General features: G+C 64.3%; 15 protein-coding genes. 5 read left to right on the forward strand and 10 right to left on the reverse strand.

Going from position 1 to position 23,110, the window contains the following annotated elements:
• Together B7X90_RS09975 and B7X90_RS09980 are read right to left on the reverse strand one after the other, a co-directional pair.
• Positions 1-2,355 (reverse strand): strawberry notch-like NTP hydrolase domain-containing protein (locus B7X90_RS09975; protein WP_292624078.1); only part of this gene is annotated, 2,355 nt, incomplete at its 3' end.
• Between the two features lie 78 nt (positions 2,356-2,433).
• Positions 2,434-3,288, reverse strand: a complete 855-nt coding sequence (locus B7X90_RS09980) for a toprim domain-containing protein (RefSeq protein WP_010124626.1) — start codon at positions 3,286-3,288, stop codon at positions 2,434-2,436.
• A gap of 643 nt (positions 3,289-3,931) precedes the next feature.
• On the opposite strand from B7X90_RS09980, the gene B7X90_RS09985 reads away from it, so the two are divergent.
• The 3 genes from B7X90_RS09985 (at position 3,932) to B7X90_RS09995 (ending at position 7,562) form a co-directional block, all read left to right on the forward strand.
• A complete protein-coding gene (locus B7X90_RS09985; RefSeq protein ID WP_132884438.1) occupies positions 3,932-5,095 on the forward strand; it encodes a replication initiation protein in 1,164 nt (387 codons plus the stop codon).
• Positions 5,096-5,260: 165 nt separating this feature from the next.
• Positions 5,261-6,466, forward strand: coding sequence for an AAA family ATPase (locus tag B7X90_RS09990; RefSeq protein ID WP_010124628.1), 1,206 nt, complete (start codon positions 5,261-5,263; stop codon positions 6,464-6,466).
• Positions 6,467-6,545: 79 nt separating this feature from the next.
• Entirely contained in the window at positions 6,546-7,562 is a 1,017-nt protein-coding gene (locus B7X90_RS09995; protein WP_029624404.1) for a ParB/RepB/Spo0J family partition protein, read from the forward strand.
• Here B7X90_RS09995 and B7X90_RS10000 read toward each other — a convergent pair.
• Positions 7,556-8,482 carry a hypothetical protein gene (locus B7X90_RS10000; protein ID WP_132884437.1) on the reverse strand — a complete coding sequence of 309 codons (927 nt, stop codon included), beginning with the start codon at positions 8,480-8,482 and terminating at the stop codon, positions 7,556-7,558. The genes B7X90_RS09995 and B7X90_RS10000 overlap by 7 nt on opposite strands.
• A 159-nt stretch (positions 8,483-8,641) precedes the next feature.
• Between B7X90_RS10000 and B7X90_RS10005 the strand changes: the two genes are divergently transcribed.
• Positions 8,642-9,880, forward strand: a complete 1,239-nt coding sequence (locus B7X90_RS10005; RefSeq protein ID WP_004212862.1) for a hypothetical protein — start codon at positions 8,642-8,644, stop codon at positions 9,878-9,880.
• A gap of 121 nt (positions 9,881-10,001) precedes the next feature.
• Here the strand turns inward: B7X90_RS10005 and B7X90_RS10010 are convergent, their stop codons facing one another.
• The 6 genes from B7X90_RS10010 to B7X90_RS10035 form a co-directional block, all read right to left on the reverse strand.
• Positions 10,002-11,312 carry a type II restriction endonuclease gene (locus B7X90_RS10010; RefSeq protein ID WP_292624085.1) on the reverse strand — a complete coding sequence of 437 codons (1,311 nt, stop codon included), beginning with the start codon at positions 11,310-11,312 and terminating at the stop codon, positions 10,002-10,004.
• Between the two features lie 234 nt (positions 11,313-11,546).
• Positions 11,547-11,936 (reverse strand): copper-binding protein, encoded by a 390-nt coding sequence (locus B7X90_RS10015; RefSeq protein WP_292624087.1) that lies wholly within the window; start codon positions 11,934-11,936, stop codon positions 11,547-11,549.
• 11 nt (positions 11,937-11,947) lie between these two features.
• The gene (locus tag B7X90_RS10020) at positions 11,948-15,091 is read right to left on the reverse strand and encodes an efflux RND transporter permease subunit (RefSeq protein WP_292624089.1); all 3,144 of its coding nucleotides are present in this window, start codon (positions 15,089-15,091) and stop codon (positions 11,948-11,950) included.
• Positions 15,088-16,578, reverse strand: a complete 1,491-nt coding sequence (locus B7X90_RS10025; protein WP_132884061.1) for an efflux RND transporter periplasmic adaptor subunit — start codon at positions 16,576-16,578, stop codon at positions 15,088-15,090. Before B7X90_RS10025 ends, B7X90_RS10020 begins: the two co-directional genes overlap by 4 nt.
• A complete protein-coding gene (locus tag B7X90_RS10030) occupies positions 16,575-17,837 on the reverse strand; it encodes a TolC family protein (protein WP_292624093.1) in 1,263 nt (420 codons plus the stop codon). Before B7X90_RS10030 ends, B7X90_RS10025 begins: the two co-directional genes overlap by 4 nt.
• A 228-nt stretch (positions 17,838-18,065) precedes the next feature.
• Positions 18,066-21,035, reverse strand: coding sequence for a Tn3 family transposase (locus B7X90_RS10035; RefSeq protein ID WP_008603805.1), 2,970 nt, complete (start codon positions 21,033-21,035; stop codon positions 18,066-18,068).
• Between the two features lie 173 nt (positions 21,036-21,208).
• On the opposite strand from B7X90_RS10035, the gene B7X90_RS10040 reads away from it, so the two are divergent.
• Complete coding sequence (locus B7X90_RS10040; protein ID WP_017184234.1) at positions 21,209-21,769, forward strand: recombinase family protein; 561 nt, start codon at positions 21,209-21,211, stop codon at positions 21,767-21,769.
• Between the two features lie 84 nt (positions 21,770-21,853).
• On the opposite strand, the gene B7X90_RS10045 is transcribed toward B7X90_RS10040, so the two are convergent.
• A complete protein-coding gene (locus B7X90_RS10045) occupies positions 21,854-22,933 on the reverse strand; it encodes a Cj0069 family protein (RefSeq protein WP_157784811.1) in 1,080 nt (359 codons plus the stop codon).
• Positions 22,934-23,110: the final 177 nt, after the last annotated feature.

Consider the following 23,110-nt stretch of genomic DNA (forward strand, 5'->3'; position numbering starts at 1 on the left):
GCGCTCGATTGGAAAACTTCGCGCTGGCCCTGCCTCCACCAGCGTCGCTGACCAGTCCTGCCCCCCTCCAAAGGATACAGTCGAAGCAAGCAGACCTAACCGCTGCTTGGTGGACTCGAAGCGCGAGCGGGCGGAGGCTTTGGCCCCGCTATTAAGTGTCGCATTTTCCAGTCCGTCGACCACGCCCGTCAGTTCGAGCGCCCGCTCCATGTTCTGATGGATGATCGACCAGGCGTCGGCGTAGGTGTCGTAGATCTCGATCTGGGCGGGGGTCAGCTCGTGCCGCAGGATCTCATACTCGACGCCAGCGAAGCTGAGGGCCCGGGCCACATAGAGACCCGTCGCCTTGAGGTCGCGCGCGACAAGCTCCATCGCTGCGATACCGCCTTTGCTGATCCCGCTGATGAATTGCTCGCGATCGGGAAAGGCCGTGCCCGGTCCCCATAGCCCGAGGCGCACGGCATAGGCGAGATTGTTGACGACCGACGCGCCGGTGGCCGAGGCATAGAGAATCCGTGCCGCCGGTAGATGGTTCTGTAGCAGCACCCCGCAGATGCCCTGCTGGGATCCGTCCTTGGCGCCAAGAGCCCCCTCCCCGCCTGCGACGCCGCCCATCTCATGAGCTTCGTCGAAAGCAATGACACCCTCGAAGTCAGCGCCGGCCCAATCGATGATCTGCTTCAACCGCGTCGAATCGCCCCGCATGGAGCGCAGGGTCGGATAGCTTACGAACAACACACCCTGATCGAGGGCGATCGGCTCATCGATTTTCCAGTTGGAAAGTGGCTGAATGTCACCGCTGAGCCCACCCAACGCCGTCCAATCGCGGCGCGCATCTTCGAGGAGAGGGGCGTTCTTGGAGACCCAGATATTGCGGCGACGGCCCTGCAGCCAGTTGTCGAGTATGCAGGCCGCAATCTGGCGTCCCTTGCCGGCGCCGGTGCCGTCGCCAAGAAAGAATCCTTTGCGATAAGTATGACCGTCCTCGGCGAGGATCAGGCCGACGCCCTCTTTGTCGGGTTTGAAGTTTCCGGGGATCCATTGAGCCCAGGCGTGGCCCGCATAGACAACGGTCTCGAGCTGCGAGGCCGATAGAAGACGTTCGCTGACGGTCCGTTCGGGGAGAGATGGCACGTAGTCCGGGATCGGTGCCGGGATCGACCCCATCGCAACGGATTCGACGAGGGCTGTCGGATGCTCACCAGCCTTGGCGAAGCTAATGCGGCTCGGGCGGTAGGGTAGATAGACGCCGGTCTGCTCGAGCAGCGGAGCAGCAACCTCGAGCTTCGAATATTCGACCGGTAGGACGTTGTTGCGTGTCGGGGCGTGATAGGCACGAGGCCCTGGTCGGCTGCTCTTGACCGCGCGGAAGAGGGCCACCCCCGTCGATCGCTTCGGAGCGGGCACCGCCACATTGGGCCGTGCGGACGATCGTTCGGGAATGACGAGGACATCGATGAGATCGGCGATCGACGCGCGCTGGATGACCGCGGGCGGCGATTTGCCCGGGACCTTGTCGATGACGAAGATGCGAACCGCGATCGAGGTCCCGTGCTTCTGGTAGCATTTTTCCAGGCGAATGGCGCTTCGGACGGTCACGTCGCGCAAAACGGTTTCGTACTGGTCGCGCATCCGGGCGCCCGGGCCAAACCAGTCGGGCATGATCGCAACCAGTCGGCCACCCGGGACCAGGCGACGCAGTGCCGCCTGCAGATGGCGAACAGCGGCATAGTCGTCAGCTCCGCGGCCGATGGACCGTGAGAACGGCGGATTCATAAGGATCAGCGTTGGCCGATCAAACGAAGCGAGTGTCGAGTTGATCGTTGCTCCATCGTGGCCTGTGACGATTGCCGAGGGGAAAGCGGCGTGAAGCCTGCCTCGACGAAGCGGGTCCAGTTCGTTGAGATGGAGCGCCTTGTGGGTCGGGAGCTGCGCGACCAGGAGCCCGTTACCGGCGCTCGGTTCGAGGATGACATCCTCCGGCTGCACGTCGGCCAGCAAAGTGAGGATGCCCGCGATATCAATCGGGGTCGAGAATTGCTGCCATTCGATCTGATTTTCGCTGCGGACGGTCTGGGTCGGCAAGCGCTCGGAGAGGGCGATCAGGGGACGGATATCCGCCATTCCGGAGAGAATTGACCCGCTTGCCTGCAGATGGATGGAAAGCGCGTGCTCGAGGAGTTCAAAGCTATCGCGCTGGGTCCAGTGACCATCGGCATCGGACCCACCGAAAGCCGCCGACATCGCTTGGTTTAGTACCCGGCGGTGGACGGGATCGCCGGACTGGAGATGAGGAAGGAGGAGGCGGACAGCCTCGCGATCAGCCTGGGCGGCCGTGTCGAAGAGATTGGACATTTTTAGAGGCTCCTGCGTGGCTGCACCTTCGGCAGCGACACATTCCCGGTCCCCCTCCCCTTTTCCGGCGCTCGGCGCCTAGATGCGGCGAAGCCGCTCGTTAGCATCAAGCGCCTTGGCCCAATCCTTGTAGATGGATGGTGGCGGCGCACGTTCGATCGAGAGACCTGGCCGGATGTAGCGCTGTTGAGCGTTGGCCGCGGCTCGCCGTCCCTCCAGATCGTTGTCTTCGGCAATCAGGAGCGTGGTGACGCTGGGAGGAATAATCAGTTGGTCGAGGCGGCGGGCCCCGAGCGATGCCCAGCACGGGATGTCGTGCATTCGGCTGAAGGCGTCCGCCGTTTCGAAGCCCTCGGCGATGGCGAGGATCGAACCCCCTGCCCTGCCCCGCCACGCGCCGCTGCCCGGGACGCCAAGCATGACCTTGCGCACATAGTCGGCGGACGCGGGGTCGAGGAAGATCCGCTGAATGGCGACGAGCTGGCTGATTTCGCGCACCGCGACGAGCAGAGCCGGTTGATAGACCGTTCTCGGCTTCGGCATATAGGGGCATCGCGGGTGATAGCGGACGTCGGGCGGCGCCGGAAGCAGATTGCGTCGATCCAGATAGCGCTCAGCAAGCGTTCCGGTAATCTCGAGAGCCTGGTCCCAGATGCGCGCGCCGGTCGAGGGTCGGTGGTACTGGCCTTCATCGGGAATCGGATAGTGATGGCCTGATCGTACACGCCTGAGTTCGCGGAGCACATCTTCACGGGCGCAGCCTGCGAAACAGGTCACGAGGATTCCGCGATCACCCTGTCTGATCGAGAGGCTTGGGTCGCTGTCGTTATGCGCGGGGCATCGGCACATAGCGACATAGCCGGACCATTTGCCGCCGAGGGTTCCGACAAGGTCGACGAGTTCTTGGGTCGGGCGCTTTGCTGTGAGGGGCATGGTTCATCCTCCTTGCTCGCCCACGGCAGCCCCCCTCCTCTCTTCCATCTGGAGCCATGGGGTCATCATGGCCTATCCTGAGGCGCGATCGTGGAGGTGGGGCGAGTCGGGGAGGCGTTCGCCGACTCACTTCTTTCAAATCACATTTTGAAAAACGCCCGGCGCGCCAGCGGCGGGGTGATTCTCAGATTCTAATGATTCATAGATTCAGGGAGAGCAACTGATTGTATTTGTTAAGGGAATTGACGTCATTCCTGACCTGATGGGGGCAATTGGCTGCCTTCTTGGGGGCTTTATCCTGTCGGCATGGGGGACTTATCCTGTCCCCTTGGGGGCTATCCTGTCCTCTTGGGGGAGGCCTTTCCAGGCACGGTAATGTGGGTATTTTCTTGCTGTTTGACCTGTCCAATTGGGGCGTGCCCTTCGGATTGTGCGACTCAGCAGAATCGCTGGAATTTCGACCGAGTCTGACAGCGATTCTATCCTGACCTCCTGGGGGCGATTTCCGCCAATTAGCCTGTCCTGACTTGACGAGCGAGGTCAGGACAGGCAACTTTCCCCGCAGATTGGGGTGAATCGCATGGGAGAACCAGCGGAAAACGAGCAAGACGTTGGCGGCGATGAAGTTTCGACCGCCCGGTCTATGCGCGTGGCCGCTGCCCTCGCCCGCAAAGGCGGCGACGAGTTCGTCAAACCCGGTAGGCTCGTCGAGGTTCGATTCGTCAAGGGCCAGTCTCTCAGTCTCACCTCCTCGCGCCTGCTGGCGCTGATGATCCTGACGGCGGGCGGCGATGCGTGGCAAGACATAACCCACCGGATGCGAAAGGCGGATATCCGCCGCGGCCACAAGGGCAACGAACGCATCGGCGATATGCTTGAGGAGCTTCATCGCACGCTGTTTGCCGAGGACGACAAGTCTTGGCGCGGGAAGCGGACAACCAAGCGTTTCAACCTGATCCAGGCTTCCTGGGAAGAAGTCGAGGAGGTGGGAGACGGCGGTAAGGAGACGGGCTGGATCGAATGGCAGTTCACGCCGGATGCTCGCCGCCTGATCCAGGAGTCCGAAACCTATGCGGTGATGAACCGTCAGGCCGTTCTGGGTTTCCGGTCGGCCTATGCGCTCAAGCTTTACGAGGAGGGTGCGCTTCGTCTGCATCGGCGTCAGCCGGTGTGGAAGGTCGATATGGTCGGCCTGCGTGCGGCGCTTGGGATCGATCCGGATAAATACGGCGACTTCGCCCAGTTACGGCGAAAGGTCCTGACCGTTGCCAAGACAGAAATCGATCAGCTCGCCCATTACACGGTGGAGTGGCAGGAGATCCGACGCGGCCGCGCGGTAACCGAGATTGAGTTCCGTTTCGCGCCCAAGGACGCGCCTGCGCAGATCGCGACGGTCGATGAACTTGGTCGGCACTCAACCGGGCGGAAGGCGCGCCGGGAGGATGCGGTCGAAGAAGTCGTTGCCATTGAGAGCGCCCTCCCCCGCAGCGACGCAGTAGATAGTGCGGCGGTGGCTGACGTCCTCAAGCGCGTGACCGCGTCTCTTGCCACCCCAGAAAGTTCCGCTGGGGTGAACGCTGAGCCATGGGCGCGTTTCCCGCGGGGTAAGCTGCACTTCGGCGTGACCGAGAATGCGGCGCGCGAGATAGGGTTGCGCCACGGCGGTGGATGGGACGTCGACCTGATCGCAGACGCATACCGTGAGCATATGGGGGATCGTCTCAACACGCTCTCGGGGTCGAAACTCGAGAAGTCTTGGAAGGGATTCTGCGAGGCCTTCCTTACGCGCCGGGGACGGCCGAGCTAGGAAATTGCACGCGTGCAATTTTCCCGTAGCCCCCACTGAGTCAGGATAGGGCCGCAGGAGGGCGAAAATACACGAATAGCGGATGCTCACTTTCGCAATTCGCGATTTTCTTGACCGAAAAGCGCAAGTTGAAGTACCATCTGCTTGATTGCGAAAGGTGGGCATGTGTCTAACGGACTCGATATTGAGGAAGCCGAACGTCTCGTCTCGGTTGCGACGCTTGCCGCGCGAACGTCGTCGGTGCTGGAAAAGCTGAGGGATTCAGCGCGTAGCGCTCGAGCTGATGACCGGCGTGAACCGACTTTCACTATCAGCAAGGCTGCGGAACTGGTGGGCCGCACACCGGCTGCGATTCGCGACGCAGAGAAGGACGGTCGCCTGCCAGAGCCGTCGCGCGGCGATAATAACCGGCGTGAACGCTATACGCTGGCACAGCTGAATGACATGCGGGGGGTCTTCGGGACCCGGCCATATCGGGCACCAGGAGATCCGGCCTGCGTCATCGCAGTCCAGAACTTCAAGGGCGGCGTCGGGAAGTCGACCGTTGCTGTCCATCTCGCCCAGTATCTCGCGATCAGAGGCTATCGGGTGGCGCTCGTCGACTGTGACAGCCAGGCCTCCGCGACGACTTTGTTCGGCTATGTGCCTGACCTCGATCTGACTGAAGATGACACGCTTTATCCGTTCCTCCGGGAGGATGAACGGACCTCACTCGATTACGCGCTCCGCAAGACTCATTTTGACGGTTTGGAGCTGATCCCGGCCAATCTGCGGCTGTTCAATTCCGAGTATGAGCTTGCTGCGAGGATGGCGAGGGGAGGGTTCGATGCGCTGTTGAACCGCCTCAAGGTCGGTATCGACAGTATTGCCGATCGCTTCGACGTCATCGTGATGGATCCACCGCCCGCGCTCGGGGCGATCTCCCTGTCCGTGCTTCGCGCCGCGAACGCGCTGGTGGTGCCGGTCCCGCCGACGGTCATGGACTTCTCCTCGACCGCCGCCTTCCTTTCGATGCTCGACGAGACGATCGAACAGCTTGCAGAGCGAGGTATGGCGCCGCAGCTCCAGTTCCTCCGATTTGTTGCCTCGAAGGTCGACGAAAACAAGTCGATGCAGAAGGAGCTGTTACAGTTGATGCGGACCTTGTTCGGCCACGCGATGGTCCGCACGCCGCTCAAGGATTCGGCCGAGATTGACAATGCGACCGCACGGCTCATGACTGTTTATGAGCTCGACGGACCGGCCACCAGTTCGGCCGTTCGTAACCGATGCTTGGGTTATCTCGACGGCGTAAACAGTGAAATCGAAGTCGATATTCGGTCGATGTGGCCGAGCCACCAACCGGCTCTGCGAAGGGCTGCGCTGGCATGAAAATACCGAATTGCACGCGTGCAAGATCGGAAGAACGGAGAAAATTGCACGCGTGCAATTTCGGTGAAGGGAGGCTCGCTTGAGCAGGAAAAACAGTGGCTTTGCGGCCGATCTGGCGGCAGGGATCGATCTGTCGGATGAACCTGCGCCGCAGCGCCGGACCGGGATCGCATCAAACGTCCTGACCGGCCGATCGAACCGGCTGTCAGACCTCGCGTCAGGGGCGATTGTAACCCGAACCCACGAGTTGGTGGACCCTGCGCGCTGTCGCATGTGGATCGGTCATAATCGCGACTATGCGCTCCTCACTGAAGAACGCTGCGCCGATCTCATCGAGAGTATGAAGGCGCAAGGTCGCCAGGAAATGCCCGCGATCGTGCGGCGCGTGTCCGGCCACGCGGACTATGACTTCGAGGTAATCTGCGGGGCGAGGCGGCATTGGACGATTAGCTGGCTGCGCTCGCACAATTATCCGGACTTCAAGTTCCTCGTCGATATCCGGGAGATCGGCGACGAGGAAGCATTTCGCCTGGCCGACATCGAGAATCGGGCGCGCGACGATCTTACCGATCTTGAGCGGGCGAGGGACTATCTCCGGGCGCTGGACCTCTATTATGATGGGCGACAGCGGACGATGGCGGAGCGATTGAAGGTGAGCGAAAGCTGGCTCACCCGATATCTCGATCTTGCCCGACTGCCTACCGAACTGACGCGGGCATTTTCCAATCCACAGGACCTCGGAGTCCGCAATGCCATAGCGCTAAAGGGCCTGCTAAAGCCGGATGAGCGGAAGGCGAGGGCGTTCGCCGAAGCAGGCCGGATCGCGGATGCTCGGGAAGCCGGCGCTCCAGCCCAATCGATCCTTGATGTTATCAAGGCGCTAAGCCTGGCGGTCGACGCCCCCAAGAAGACAGGATCCCCCAAGAAGACAGGAAAGGCCGAGACGGTCTCGACCGCGGCCGGCAAGCCGGTGCTCCGGATCGAGAGTGCCGACCGCAAGGGCGTCCGTCTAACCTTGCTGAACAGGGGCGGAGCGACACGCCAGGATGCTGAGGAGGCCATCCGATCCCTCCTGGACCAGCATTGGCCTCAATAGCGGACTGTAACCGCCGATCGAGCCTGCGCGGCCAGTTTCGCCGCGCCTTGTGGAGATATGCCGAGCAAGCGGGCGATCGCGGGCACGCGCAGTCCGGGGTATGATGCCTCCAGGCGCATGAGTGTGGGCAACTTGCTCCGCCGCGTAACGCCAAGGTCTGAGGGCAGGGTGGCTACAATGCGCTCAAGCCTGTCGAGCTCTGTGAGCCCCAACGCGGCTGTGCGCCCGAGCGCGGCTTCGAGTTCCTCCGCTAGCTCGGCAGGGCCGCTCGACAGAAACTTTGGGAGCCACACAAAGGACGGAATATGCTGGAGCGTGAAGCCAGCGGCAGCCAGCGCGCTGGGGAGCATGCAGGCGAGAAGCCAGACCGTTCCGAAGCTTCTCGGATCGACGTGGAGCGTGCGCCCGTCGATGGTCGTGACGCTGCGACCCTCCGTCGGACTGATTTCCAGCTCCTTGTGGACTGCCAGGAGGCGCTCAGCGACTGATAGAAGGGTAGGGGAGGGGTATGGGACGCAAAGTCTCTTCCGGGCCTCTCTGAACGTCTGTCCGAACCGGACCAGATCATCTCCGCCCCACATCTCGGCCTGCGCGCGATCATCGAGCAAGGTGCGCAGCACATTGAGCGAGGCGCGGGCGACGGGATCGCTGGAATCGTCGGCGAGCAACAAGAAGTGCATGAGCGCGGCGATAGAGAGTGGATCGTTGAGGCCCTCGCTATGGCGGGGTGGAGGGGTTCGACTGCAAATCCAATCGAGGAGGGCCGCTGTATCGACCGGGACACCGGCGATGCCGGCGACCGTCGCCGCGGCCTTCACGCGGGCGCGGGCGAGCCAGATATCGCGCGCCGGGCTTCCTAGAAGGCGGCCGTCGAGCCGACCAATAAGCAAAAGGGGAGGTGCTGGGGCAGGGCGAGCCATGGTGTTTGCCTATCTCGTATCACAACCAAAGTCATCGGTTGGTTGTGGTCTCTCGTGTTCCCTGAGAGTGGATAGTTGATAATTGCAGTTATCACATAAGCGGATTTGACCGTTCTTTATAAGGTGGGCTACAAGCGCGGCTGAGGAGCGAGGCGCGTCGTGAGCACCGAAACCGCCCGGGAAGGGCCAGAAATCCCCGTAGCGCCGCCTGAGGCTGTCCTGCCGGCCGTCAGGGCGCCGGCCGACCTTGCGTGGACGATCGTGCAGATGCGCGCCGGCGAGCGCATCACCGTCAACGAGGGCCTGATCGCCGCCTATCAGGCCGCTTCATCGCCCCATAGCATCCGTGCGCTCAAGTCCGACGTCGAGGCGTTCGATGCGTGGTGTAGGCGCAACAACCGGATTGCACTGCCGGCGACGGCCGAGACGGTGGCCGACTATCTCGACTCGCGGGCAGGCAAGGGGAGCCGCCCAGCCTCGCTATCCCGCTACAAGGCGTCGATCGCCAAGATCCATCAGTTGCTCGAACTCAAGGACCCAACCCCCGCGCCGCTGGTGAAGCTGCGGCTGCAAGCGGTGCGCCGTGAGAAGGGCGCAGCGCAGAAGCAGGCAAGGCCGCTGCGGTTCAAGGGGCCGGTGCGCGACGTGGAACGCGACAAGGCGCGTGGTCTCAACGTCCGGGCGCTGCTCGAGAGCTGCGGAAACGATCTGCCGGGGCTGCGCGATCGCGCGCTGCTGTCTGCCGCCTATGACACCGGCCTGCGTGCGTCCGAGTTGGTAGCCGTGGCCATCGAGCATATCGAAGAGGCGATCGATCCCGAGGCGCGGCTGCTGCAGATCCTGCGCAGCAAGGGCGATCAAGACGGGGAGGGGGCAACCGCCTATCTCAGCCCGCGTACCGTGTCGGCGATCGCGGCCTGGACCGAAGCGGCCGGGATCACGGCGGGGCCGCTGTTCCGGCGGGTGCAGGTGCGGCGCTACAAGGCGCGCGCCGCCGTGCGCGGTCGGCCGATCGACAGCATCTCGGGGCGGGAGACCTGGGATCTGCGCAAGACGCTGCCCAGGCCTGCGGTGAAGGCGCGGGTCGAATATGACATCGGCACCGTCGCGCTGCACCCGGGTTCGATCGGGCCGATCTTCCGCTCGATCATCCAGCGCGCGTTCGATCGTGGCGCTCTGCCCGACCTCACAGCCGAGGATCTGGCGCGGCTGCTCAAGGGCATCAGCGCGCACTCGACGCGGATCGGGCTGAACCAGGATCTGTTTGCGAGCGGAGAGGATCTGGCTGGGATCATGGATGCATTGCGGTGGAAGTCACCGCGAATGCCACTCGCCTATAATCGCAACCTTGCTGCAGAGCAGGGCGCAGCGGGCAGGCTGATGGCGAAGATCGGCTGATGGGGTCGCTGGTCGACTCGATTGCAGGAGGGCGTCGCTCCCCAAGCAACCTCATCGGACCGGCATGAGCTTATGGAGCTGGCCGGTGGCCCTTGCCAGCAGCGGCACAATGGTCCGTGTTTCAGGGAAGGGGGCTTGAGATCGCCTTGATGGCCTTCAATCCCGTTCCAAAACGAGCGATCGCGTCCCTGTTTCTCTCCAGCTCGCCATAGGGCAGATAGGCGAAGTCGAGATCGGCAATACGGCTGAAAGCCGGGCGACGGAGTTGCGCGCGAACGTCCTGCTCGCGCGCATTCGGTGCGACCAGGAATAGCCCGGCGGCAGCGTGCAGATCGCTCCCCGACAGCGCCAGATCGAGCATGCGCACGATCCCCGAGTAGATCGAGGTCGAATGTTCAACCTCGAACGCGGCGGCGACGCCGTCGCCACCCTTCGCCAGCCACAACACGTCGATGAGGCGGATCGAGTCCGCTCCGGGAGAGGTCGCAATGGCGTCTGGAAGGCGCTCGAGGCATCCCTGTCCAAGCGGGCAGCCAGCGTGAAGTCGACCGCGGTCATTGGCGGCGATCCAGACATCGTAACCGAGCTCGTGGCCGAGGTCGCGCAGCCAGGCCTGGATTTCCGTATGCGTACGATCGGTTTCGCCCTGCGCGGCGGTTGTCTTGTCGAGCCGGCTTGCCTCCGCTCTGGCATGTTCCAATCTGCCGAGCCAGTCGTCGGCCGCCGTTGCGTCATCCTCCAGCGGTGGCGCCGGATAGCGGCCCGAGCCAATGTCGAACAACAGTCCGCCAATCGCGCCGAGATCGTTGGAGAGTAGCTCGCGGTAGCGGTCGTTGAGGTCGAGGATGCCGGCGCGCATGGCGAGAAAATGATCCCATGAGCCGAGCTTCACCTTGGCGCCGGTGACGGCGTTGTAGCCCTTGACGATCGCGGTATTGAAGGGCGGCACCAGCGTCGGGTGAAGGAAATAGAGCAGGTTGGCCGCCGCCGGCCCCAGCCCCTTGATCTTGAGCGCGTCTATGCTGCGGATGTGGCTGATGATCTCCTCGGCGGTATCGCAGCACGAGCAATTGTCGAGCAGGCGGCCGAACGCCCGCTGATTGTCCGGGCTTTCGTAGATATCTGGAATGCGCAGCTTGGGCTTCCACAGCCAGGCATGGTCGGCGCCCTTGAAGATCTGCCGCTGTTCGGCGATCGAGTGGACAACCGTTTCCAGTGACGAGCCGCGATAGGCGACGCCAAACCGCCCGCTTTCGATTTCCGCGACCACCTGCTGCAGCCCGCGACGGATGGAGCGGAAGTTTTTCAGCCGTTCATCCCACAGAAACCAGGAGCGATAGGTGGCGCCGGGATCGTCTCGCCAACGACGGACAAGCTCGCTCAAGAGATCGTGATGAGTCGTGGGTAACGAGGTCGATGCTGGCTGGGTCATCCTGAACTGGCTCCTTGCTGCTCAGGCTATCGCGGGCAAGGGCGGCTTGCACGTTCAATGTGCGATCTGCGAAGCGTGCTCAAACTGCCGGTCATCGCGCAGGGAAACGCCGCTGGCATTGGGCGTTGCCGGTTGCATCCGTATACCGGGCGCACAGGCAGGCAGACGGCCGGCGCGGGCGTCGCCGCCCGGGAGCGGCGACGCAACCAGCTCTTTCCGGTCGAACTTAGCGGATCACTGCTTTGCGATCGCGGTGACCTCGCCATCGCTGCCCTTGAGCGAGAGGTCGAAATCGACCTTGTCGCCGACCTTGACCGCATCGGTGATCGACGGCGCGGCCTTGAACGCCATCGTCATCGCCGGCCACTTGGCCTCCGGGATCGGACCATGATCGAGCGTGATCGTGCCTGCCGCCTTGTCGATCGCGGTGACGGTGCCATGGCCCTTGGCCTTGATCGCGGCGTTCGCGTCAGGCGCCATCGACATGTTGCCCATGTCGCCGCTCATGGTCGCGGCGTGCGCCGCCTCGTTGGTCTCAGTCGCAACGGGGGCCTCCGCCTTCTTGCCGCACGCGGCAGTCAGGGCGGCGAGGCCGAGGGCAATGGTCAGTCGTACATGGTTCATCGTCTTCTCCTTCATGATGAAGCGGGTTGAGGGATGGGATCGGTCTTGGGCCGGCGCAACAGCAGGTAGGCGGCGGGCAGCACCAACATGGAGAGCAAGGGCGCGGTCAGCATGCTGCCGATCATCGGTGCCGCGATCCGGCTCATGACCTCCGAGCCTGCACCCGATCCCAGCAGGATCGGCAGCAGGCCGGCGAGGATCACCGCGACCGTCATGGCCTTGGGCCGGACGCGCAGCAGCGCGCCTTCGCGCACGGCGGCCTCGACTTCGGCGGCGTCCGGATTTGCGGTGTGCTCCGCCAGCGCGTTCTTGAGATAGATCAGCATCACCACGCCGAACTCGGCGGACACGCCGGCGAGCGCGATGAACCCGACCCCGGTGGCAACCGACTGGTTGAACCCCAGCAGATAGAGCGTCCAGATGCCGCCGGTCAGCGCGAACGGCAGCGTGCCCATGATCAGCGCAGCCTCGTCGAAGCGGCCGAAGATCAGGTAGAGCAGCACGAAGATGATCAGCAGCGTCGCGGGCACGACCAGCTTCAACCGGTCGACTGCGCGCTCGAGATATTCGAACTGGCCCGAATAGGCGATGCTGACGCCCGGCGAGAGCCTGACCTGTTTCGCCACCGCACGCTGCAGATCGCCGACCACCGAGGCGAGATCGCGCCCGCGCACATCGACATAGACCCAGGTCGAAGGCCGGGCATTCTCGGTCTTGAGCATCGGCGGGCCCTCGGCGATCGAGACGTTTGCCACGGTGCCCAAGGTGATCTGCTGGCCCGCGGGCGTCAGGATCGGTAGCGCCCGCAGCCCTTCGAGGCTGTCGCGCAATTCGCGCGGATAGCGCACGCTGATCGGATAGCGGGCGCGGCCCTCCACCGTCTCGCCGATCGTCTCGCCGCCGATCGCGCCCGAGACGATGGCCTGGACGTCGGCGATGTTGAGCCCGAACCGCGCGGCGGCGGCGCGGTCGATGTCGACATCGACATAGCGTCCGCCGGTCAGCCGCTCGGCAAGCGCCGAGCTGACGCCCGGCACGGTCCTGGCCACCGTCTCGACATCATGGGCGATCCGGTCGAGCTCGGCGAGATCACTGCCCGACACCTTGAGCCCGATCGGGCTCTTGATGCCGGTCGCCAGCATGTCGATCCGGTTGCGGATCGGCGGCACCCAGATATTGGCGAGGCCCGGGAGCTTCACCGTGCGGTCGAGCTCGTCGACCAGCTTCTCAGGCGTCATACCCGGCCGCCATTGGTCGCGCGGCTTGAACTGGATCGTTGTTTCGAACATTTCGAGTGGCGCGGGATCGGTCGCAGTCTCGGCGCGACCCGCCTTGCCGAACACGGTCTCGACCTCGGGCACGGTCTTGATCAGCCGGTCGGTCTGCTGAAGCAGCTCGCTCGCCTTAGCCGCCGAGAGGCCGGGCAATGCCGAGGGCATGTAGAGTAGGTCGCCCTCGTCGAGGCTGGGCATGAACTCGCCGCCGAGCCGCGACAGCGGCCAGGCCGTGGTCGCGAATACCAGCGTCGCGATCAGCAGCACCGCCTTGGGCCGCCGCATCGTCCAGTCGATCGCGGGCCGGTAGAGATCGGTCAGCCAGCGGTTGACTGGGTTGGCCTGCTCGGCCGGAATACGTCCCCGGATCAGCCAGCCCATCAGGATCGGCACCAATGTCACCGACAGGATCGCGGCGGCGCCCATCGCATAGGTCTTGGTGAAGGCGAGCGGCGCGAACAGCTGGCCTTCCTGGGCTTCCAGCGTGAACACCGGGATGAAGGACAGCGTGATGATCAGCAGGCTGAAGAACAGCGCGGGCCCGACCTCGGCCGCCGCCTCGGTGACGACGATCCAGCGCGTCTCGCGGTCGAGATGGGTGTCCGGATGGTCCTGTTCCCAGCGCTCGATCTTCTTGTGGGCGTTCTCGATCATGACCACGGCCGCATCGACCATCGCGCCGATCGCGATGGCGATGCCGCCCAGCGACATGATGTTGGCGTTGACGCCCTGGTAGCGCATCACGACGAAGGCGGCGAGCACGCCCAAGGGCAGCGTCAGGATCGCGACCAGCGCCGAGCGGACATGCCAGAGGAACAGGCCGCAGACCAGGGCGACGACGATGAACTCCTCGACCAGCTTGTGGGTGAGGTTCTCGACCGCGCGATCGATCAGTTGCGAGCGATCATAGACCGTCACCACCTCGACGCCGGGCGGCAGGCTCTTCCTGAGATCGGCGAGCTTGTCCTTGACCGCCGCGATGGTCTCGCGGGCATTCTTGCCCGAACGCAGGATCACGACGCCGCCGGCGACCTCACCCTGGCCGTTCAGTTCGCCGATGCCGCGTCGCATTTCGGGACCGACCTGGATCGTGGCGACGTCACCGAGACGGACCGGCACGCCACCGGCCGCCGTCTTCAGCGGGATCGCGCCGAAATTGTCGAGCGTCTTCAGATAGCCCGAGGCGCGAACCATATATTCGGCTTCGGCCAGCTCGAGCACCGAGCCGCCCGCTTCCTGATTGGCCTGCCGGATCGCCTCGACCGCCTGGGCGTGGGTCACCCCGTAGGCGGCGAGCTTCACCGGATCGAGCAGTATCTGATACTGCCTGACCATGCCGCCGATGCTGGCGACCTCGGCGACGCCGGTCACGGTCTTGAGTTCATAGCGCAGGAACCAGTCCTGCAGCCCGCGCAGCTGCGACAGGTCATGCCGGCCGGTGCGGTCGACCAGCGCATATTCATAGACCCAGCCAACCCCGGTCGCGTCGGGACCGAGCGCGCTGCGGGCGTTCGCCGGCAGGCGCCCCTGCACCTGGTTCAGATATTCGAGCACGCGGCTGCGCGCCCAATAGAGATCGGTGCCATCCTCGAAGATCACATAGACGAAGCTGTCGCCGAAGAAGCTGTAGCCCCGCACGGTCTTTGCCCCGGGCACCGACAACATGGTGGTGGTGAGCGGATAGGTGACCTGGCTCTCGACGATCTGCGGCGCCTGGCCGGGATAGCTGGTGCGGATCACGACCTGCACGTCCGAGAGATCGGGGAGGGCATCGATCGGGGTCGAGCGCACCGCCCACAGGCCCGCGCCGATCAGCGCCAGCATCCCGATCAGAACGAAGAAGCGGTTCCTGACCGACCAGCGGATGAGATGGGCGATCATCGGCCCGCCACCTTCGCCATATGCCGCAGCGTCGGTCCCGCCGGGGGCCGGTCGAACCCGAACCGAACCCGGTCACCCGCCTTGAAGCCGCGCGCGATGCCCGGATCGGCGAGTGCGAAGGTCATCGTCATCGCTGGCCAGTCGAGCGCGGGGACCGGCTCGTGGCTGAGCGTCACCGAATTGGCCGTGATCCGCTCGATCTTGCCCGTCGTCTCGTACAGCGTGGCTTTCGACGCCGGCGCGGCGAGGGTCGCCGATGCCGCACCGCCGCCGATCGGCCGCGCCTCGATGCCCGACAGGCTCGCCTCGGAATCGATCAGGAACTGCCCCGAGGCGACGACGTTCTCGCCGGGCGACAGGCCGGCAAGGATCTCGGTCTCGCCGCCCGCCTCGCGGCCGATACGGACCTCGGCGGGATGATAGCGCCCGTCGCCTGCGGCGAGCATGACGAGCGTGCGCTTGCCCGTGCGGATCACCGCCTCGCTCGGCACCAGCAGCGCCGGCTTGGCATCGCCGCCAAGCGCGACGGTGGCGAACATGCCCGGCCGCAACCGGCCGTCGCGGTTGGGCAGCGCGATCCGCACGGTGAGCGTGCGGCTGTCGGCCTGCGTGGTCGGCAGGATCGCGATCACCCGGCCGGCGAAGCGCTCGCCGGGGAAGCTCGCCAGCGTGGCGCTGGCATTCTGGCCGACGCGGACATCGCCCGCGCGCGCTTCGGGCACCGCGGCGTTGAGCCAGACGGTGCCGAGCCCGCTCACCTGGGCGAGCGTCTGGCCCATGGCGAGCGTCACGCCGGCACGGGCGTCGAGCGTCTGGATGGTGCCCGAGATCGGCGTCGTGATCGTCACCACGCCGTTCGGTCGACCGCTCCGCTCGACGCTGGCGATGAGGCCGTCGGACATGCCCATCAGCCGCAGCCGCTGGCGCGCGGCCGCGGTGAGATCGGGCTTGCCGAGCCGCCTGACGCTCAGATATTCGGTCTGCGCGCCGCCCCATTCGGGCAGGAGCAGGTCCGCGATCGGCGCGCCGGCGCGGACCACGTCCCCGGGCGCTCGCGCATAGACGCGGCTCACGAACCCGCCCGAACGCGCCTGGATGACGGCGACGTCGCGCTGGTTGAAGTCGATCGTGCCGGTGACCTCGAGGGCCGAGGCAAGGCTGCCCATCTTCGCCGCGACGACCCGCAATCCCAGGCTCTGCCGCGCGGCGGGATCGACGGCGACCGTGGGGGCCGCGCCGGCGCTTCCTCCGTCCGCGTATCGCGGCACGAGCTGCATATCCATGAAGGGCGACTTGCCGGGCTTGTCGAACTTCTGGTTGGGGAACATCGGATCGTACCAGTAAAGGACTTTGCCTGCCCCGGCGGGCGTGGTCGCCTCCGATTGCGGTGCCTGGCGATGGCCTGCCCAATAGCCTGTGCCGCCGGCCAGCAGCGCGACAGCCAGGATCGATGCGCCCCAGCGCAGTGCGGATTTATCGAGCGTCATGGCCGCTCCTCCCCATAGGTGATGGTGATGCGGACCGCGTCGCGCGCGACGTCGGCTTCGCGGTTGAGCGCCTCGACCTCGGCCTCCCCGAGCCCGAGCGTCGTGAGCAGCGCGGCGCCCAGATCGAGCTTGCCGGCGGCATAGCTGTCGCGGTCGAGCTCGGCGCGATGCCTGGCGAGGGGCACCAGCGTCTCGCGGGCAATGCGCAACCGGGAGAGATGCATGGCATGATCGGCAAGGTCGGCGTCGAGCTGCGCCACCAGCTCGCGGCGGATCGCCTCGCGGTCGAACCGACCCCCTTGCACGAGGCTCTCGCTTGCAGCAATCCTGGGATTCTGGCGCTTGCCGGCGAACAGCGGCAGGTCGATCGACACGCCGACCGAGGCCATGTCGCCGTACATGGGATCGCGCCGGCCATAGGTGACGCCGACCTTCCAGTCGGGGCGCTTGTCGGCGCGCGCGAGACGCACGTCCGCTTCAGCGACTGCGATCCGCGCGTCCTGCGCGAGCAGGGCCGGAAGCGCATCGATGCCGGCCCGCAGCCGGATCGGATCGACTTCGAGCATCGGCGGGTCGCCCGTCGCCTGCGGGTCGGGGTCGCCGGTATAGCGCGCGAGCCGGGCCCGGGCCTGCGCCACCACCGCAGCCATCTCGGCGCGGCGATCGGCGATGGCGGCGCGGAGCTGGTCGGGCTCGAGCGCCTGGCTCGGGCGCGCGCTGCCCGACGCCAGGCGTGCGGTCACGGTCTTCTGCAGGTCGTCGAGACCGGCATCGAGCAGGTCGAGCTGCCGGAGCCGGCGTTCGCCATAATAGAGATCGACCCAGGCGAGGGCCGTCTCGAGCCGCACGTTGCGGCCTTCGACCAGCTCGCCCGCCTCGGCGACACCGATATCGGCCGCGGCGCGCGCGGCGCGTGCATGGCGCTTGGCGAGATTGGGGAAGGTCTGGCTGAACCCGATCGTCGCCATGGTGAAATCGTCGCGCGTGAAGCTGCCGGCATTGGGGCCGCTCACCGGGAAGTTCTGCAGGCCCAGGTCGAGCGTCGGATCGGGCAGGCGATCGGCCGCGACCGCCGACGAGCGGGCGCCGGCTGTCGCCGCCGCGCGCGCCTTGAGGCTCGGCGCGTTGGCGGCAGCGAGTCTCAGCGCCTGCTCGTAGGTGAGCGGGTCGGCTGACACCGGCACGGCCCAGGCGCTCGCAAGCGTCGCACCGAGCGACAGCAACAGGCGTCGCATAGCGCGCCTCGCCATCATGATCATGGATATTATCCCCTCATGACAGAGGCGGCGCGCCAACATGTGACGCGCCGCTCCGGAGTGGGTTAGCCCTTGTCCGACCTGACTGCGCCGCGCATGCAGCCGGCGGCGCTTGCCTGCATCATCGCGCAATCGCAGCTGGCCATGTCCCGGCTCTGGGGCACCCATATGGGCGTCACCTCAAGGTTTGTGCGCCAGACAACGATTTGGCGGACATAATGAGAACACTGGCTATGCCACGAGTTTGAGGCGGGCCATGGGATCGTTGAGGGTGCGGAACTCGCCAGGGGAGAGCCGGTTTGCCCTTTGCCACAGATAGTCGCCGGTCAAACTGATATGCACCCAGCCCATCGGCGAGAGATGGGCAAGCAGCGCATCATCGAAGGTGCCGCCGGATGATTGGAGATGCTGGGCGGCCCTGTCCATATAGACGGTGTTCCAGTAAGAAATCGCCGCGATCAGCAGATTGAGGCCCGATGCCCGATATTCCTGATTCTCGATCGAGCGATCGGTGAACCGCCCCTGTCGGTTGGTGTAGATCGCGGCGGCAAGGGTATGACGTGCTTCGCCTTTATTGAGGCCGGCCTGGCAGGCGCGACGCAAGTCGGGCTGTTCAAGCCAGTCGAGCGCAAATAGCGTCCGCTCGATGCGGCCGAGTTCGGCCAGCGCAAAATCCAGCCTGTTCTGGCGCTTGTAGGCGGCCAGCTTGCGCAGGATCGCGGAGGGCGCAACGGCTCCTTCCTTAATGGAGGCGACGATCCTGACGATGTCATCCCAATCGGCTTCGATCGCCGCCGTCTTGATCGTGCGGCCCATGAGGCTTTCGATGCCTTTGTAGGTCGAAGGCGCGGCGATCGAGCCGAGTTTCCGGTCGGCGATGTCGCGCAGACGGGGCACGAACCGGAAGCCGAGAAGATGGCAAAGGGCAAAGACATGGTCCGTCGCGCCGCCGGTATCAGTGTAATGCTCATGCAGCGGTAGCGCGCCGGCGCCGAGCATCAGGCCATCCAGCACGTAGGGGGCCTCGCCGGCGGTGGCCGACATGATCCGCGATCCGAACGAGGCAAAATGATCGGACAGGTGGGAGTAGATCTTCAGGCCCGGCTCGCTGCCATATTTCGCATTGATGTCGGCCGCCGCCGATCGGTTGCGGCCCGAGCGGAAGAACTGCCCATCGGAGGATGAACTAGTGCCGGCTCCCCAATGGCGCGTGAAAGGAAGATCATGGTGCGCGGCAACGATCATCCCCAACGCGGCCTGATAGTTTTCGGGCGACAAATACCAGTTGTGGGTCCAGGCAAGCTGGGCGTAGCTCACCCCGTCGCTGGCGTTGGCCATGCGCTCTAGACCCAGATTCGATCCATCAGCGAGAATGGCGGCGAGGATCGCGTGCGGGTTGTCATGCTCCTTGCCGGACCGAAGATCGCGAAATGCGCTCAGGAACCCGGTGCGCTCGGCCACCTCGACCAGGAGTTCGGTGATCCGCACGCGCGGAAGCAAGGCGTCGAGCCTGCGATCGAGAGCCTCCGCCTCGGGTGGAGTGATCGCCGGCATGGGTTGCAGCTTGAGCCGGTCGCGTTCGAGCGCCACGCCCGCGAGCCTGTTCGCCTTGAGTTGCTTGGCGAAACGGCGCAGCCGCCAGTCGAGCGTCCTTGCCCGCTCCTCCAGATAGGCGGCCGCATCGGTCTGGAATGGCAGGCTGTCGGCCACCTTATCGGCATCGCGTCGACTCAGCAAATAGGTGTCGAAGCGGCGATAATTGCGGGTTCCTTCGACCCATATGTCGCCGGCGCGCAACCGATCGCGCAGCGTGGCCATGATGGCCGTCTCGTATCGCCGGCGATCGACCTGGCCACCTTCGGTGATGAGGCGCTTCCACTGCCGGTTGGCGAATGGGAGCGGAACGCCCTCGGGCAGGCTGCGGGCCTTGCGGGCATTGGTATCGCGGATGACCTCGATGGCCTTGACCAGTTGCGATCCGCTCCCCGATGCCTTGAACGTGAATGTATCGAGGAAAGCCGGGCTGAACCGCCGCAGCGTCGCATAGCGACCAGTCGCCGCGACAAGCGCATCTTCGCCCGCCAGCTCGGCCAGCGCATCGACCTGCGATTTGGCTGCGACCAGTCTGTGCCAGCCTACCGCTTCGTCGATCAGTTCGAGCGGATTACCGCCATGTTCGACCGCCTCTCCCAGCGCGGCGATCGTCGCGCCGAACAGCCGCATAAGTTCGCCGACCGAGCGGATGCTGTCCTGATAGCGCCTTTCCCGCCCGCGCCGCGCCCGTGTGAACAGGCTTCCGACAAGCCTGTCGAACATCTGGATCGCACCATCGGCGAGCCTGGCATCGAGGTCGATGACCGCCGCGATCAGCGTCGCGCGGCGCCTGTTAAGGCTATAATCGGAGAGCAGGAACGCCGGCGCAACGCCACCTTCGCGCATGAACTGCGCGAACCGGAAGTCGGGGATTTTCGCGCCGATCGCCGGGTCGATGCCGATTCCGCGCACATAGCGTAGCCGTTCCAGCAGCCCGTTGATGTTCGCCGTGGTGGGCGCTTCCTCGAAATTGCGCAGCCAGGCCAGCGGCGTCATGCCGAAGTCGCTGTTGTTGACGATCAGATCATCGATCCGCGCCAGTTCGGCATGACCCAGGCTTTCGACAATGAGCGCCGCCGCGGCTTTGCGGGCGCGTGCCCTGCCGGCGAGGCCCGCACGTTCGAGCGTGTCTGCCGATGGAAGAATGAAGCGTTCCTGCTTCAGCCCCTCCATCAATGCGCGGACAATAGGTTCGCCCCGATCGGTCCGCTCCGCAGCTCTTGCGGCGAGATCGAGCGCGAGCGGTATATCCCCTCGCCGAAAAGGGTGTAGCCCCAGATGCCGTGCCGCAATGTCGGCATGATCGTTACGTGTTTGCGCGCGCTGGCCATAGTCGGCGAACGCATCAACATCGACGAAGAGCTGGGCGGCGAGATAGTGAAGGACCGCATCGGGGACGTCGACGTCGGGCTGCAAACCGAAGCCGGGATGCCGCATAAGCGCGATCTGCGTTGCCAGACCGAGGCGGTTGGCAGGGCGATAGCGGCGACCGACCAGTTCGAGATCCTCGGCGGCAAGGGTATAGTGGCCGACGATCGCGGTTTCGTCATGGGGGATATCGAACAGGCGACGCCTTTCTTCTCCGGTCAATAATCGCCGCCGCGCCATCCTGCCTCCATCCCGAGTCGAGAGCGACAGGCTAGCGTCAATCTGGAGTATAGCCTAACCGGACGTCAGGATGCAGCGGCGGTTTCTGTCAGGATAGGGTTATGGCAAGCATTTATTGACGCATGTTCCGCCGTGTCATAGAATTCAACCTGACATTTTGACCGGAGGCGGCGATGAAAGGCCAGAGGATCGGTTACGTCCGGGTGAGCACATTCGATCAGAATGTCGATCGCCAGTTGGACGGGCAGTCGCTCGACCGGATTTTCACCGACAAGGCATCGGGCAAGGACATCAACCGCCCCGAACTCGATGCCATGCTCGCCTTCGCCCGCGAGGGTGACACCGTCGTGGTCCACAGCATGGATCGATTGGCGCGTAATCTCGACGATCTGCGCAAACTGGTTCAGTCCCTCACCAAAAGAGGCGTCCGGATCGAGTTCGTGAAGGAAAGCCTGGCCTTCTCGGGCGAGGATTCCCCGATGGCCAACCTGATGCTCTCGGTCATGGGTGCGTTCGCCGAATTCGAGCGCGCCCTGATCCGGGAGCGGCAGCGCGAAGGCATTGCGGTCGCCAGACAACGCGGTGCTTATCGCGGGCGGAAACGTTCCCTCTCCGACGAAATGGTCGCCGAGCTGCACCGCCGTGTTGATGACGGCGAGCGCAAGGCCGTCATCGCCCGTGACCTGGGGATCAGTCGCGAAACCCTCTACCAGTATCTCCGCGCTGCCACCTGAGCCGGTTTCACCCAGCCTCGCTCACCCTTAGGCTTGTCTGATTGATACGACCAATGTCACGTCTCTTGAATTGCTTGAATCATATCAATGAGGATTGGAGGTCTCCTTCGTCAAACGAATGGCAAGAGCGCGACCGATTGCCGCTGCGGCGACTGGCTGGACGGCGCTTGGCGGAAATGGTGCAACCGAACTAGCATTGATCTCGCAAAGCGCATAGGAGCCATCGCTGATGGCTTCACCAGGGCGAAATAGGAAGTCGGCGTCCCAAAGAAGCGGAAGATCGTGGTCGGCGATCGACAGCAACCTTTGCATCTCTGGAATCCAGCGATCCTCCATCGCTTTCCGTAAGGCTGCGAAGCGCGTCACCTCCGGTCCGAACATGGCGCGGCCCATCGGCTGTGGGGTTGACGACGTTGTATCAATGGCCGTTGGCGTCATCAGCGCAGTGATCAGGTTGTGCCCAAAGCCAACCACTCGGTGCCCGCACACGTAGCAGCGGACCATGCCCTCGGACGACTGCGGCTGATAAGCCTGATCGATCAGCACGCCGCCGTCGTTTAGAAACGGCACCCACCTTTCCAAGCACTCGGCTAGGCTGATGCGCTCCGATTTGCTTCCTTGGCGGGCCTCTTGAACTTTCACCGACGTTTTCAAAGCCGGAGCGTTTCCCGCTTCGTCTAGTTGGACACGCCATACATTCCTGCCGCCGTTGCCGTAGTTCGGCTTCAGCACGCGCGGGCCTGCGGCAAGATGTTCGGGGAAACGAGCGCGAAGGCCTTCAGCGTCCACGTATCGATCGACATCGCTGCCCCATTCCATGGATCGCGTTGTGTAGAGCACTTCCTTGACGCCGATTTTGGCGATCACGTCAGGATGCGCGCTGACGACAACGCCGCACCCCGCGACTTCGCGCAGCATTGGATCGAGCTGCGAGCGGTCGCCTGAAATGTCCAACGGATTCACCCAGACCAGCACTGCGTCGCACGACAGCAGCTCGTCCCGAATCTCGCGAACCGCCTCGTCCCTGTACAGTACAGGCCTTGCGGTCGCCCCGAGCGCCCGCAAGGCCTGCATTATCGGCCACTGCCGGGCTTCATGAAAGCGATGCGTCCACTCGGCTGCTTGCCCACGCCAAAGAAGAGCGATGTTCGGGCCGGATGTCATTGTTGCATCTCCCCATCGGACCTGTCCCCTTTGTGGTCGCGAACTCAGGTGTCGCGCAGCAGTGGGTGTTAAGCCACGGCGGTCGGGTTCAGCCGCCGCCGCGCAAAGCCGCGGCATAGCGCCGGTCGACCACTTCCCAGTCGATGTTGCGGAAGAAGGCGTCGACATATTTGGCGG

Origin of the sequence: Novosphingobium sp. 17-62-19 (genome assembly GCF_002256775.1) — a bacterium.
Lineage (GTDB): Bacteria > Pseudomonadota > Alphaproteobacteria > Sphingomonadales > Sphingomonadaceae > Novosphingobium.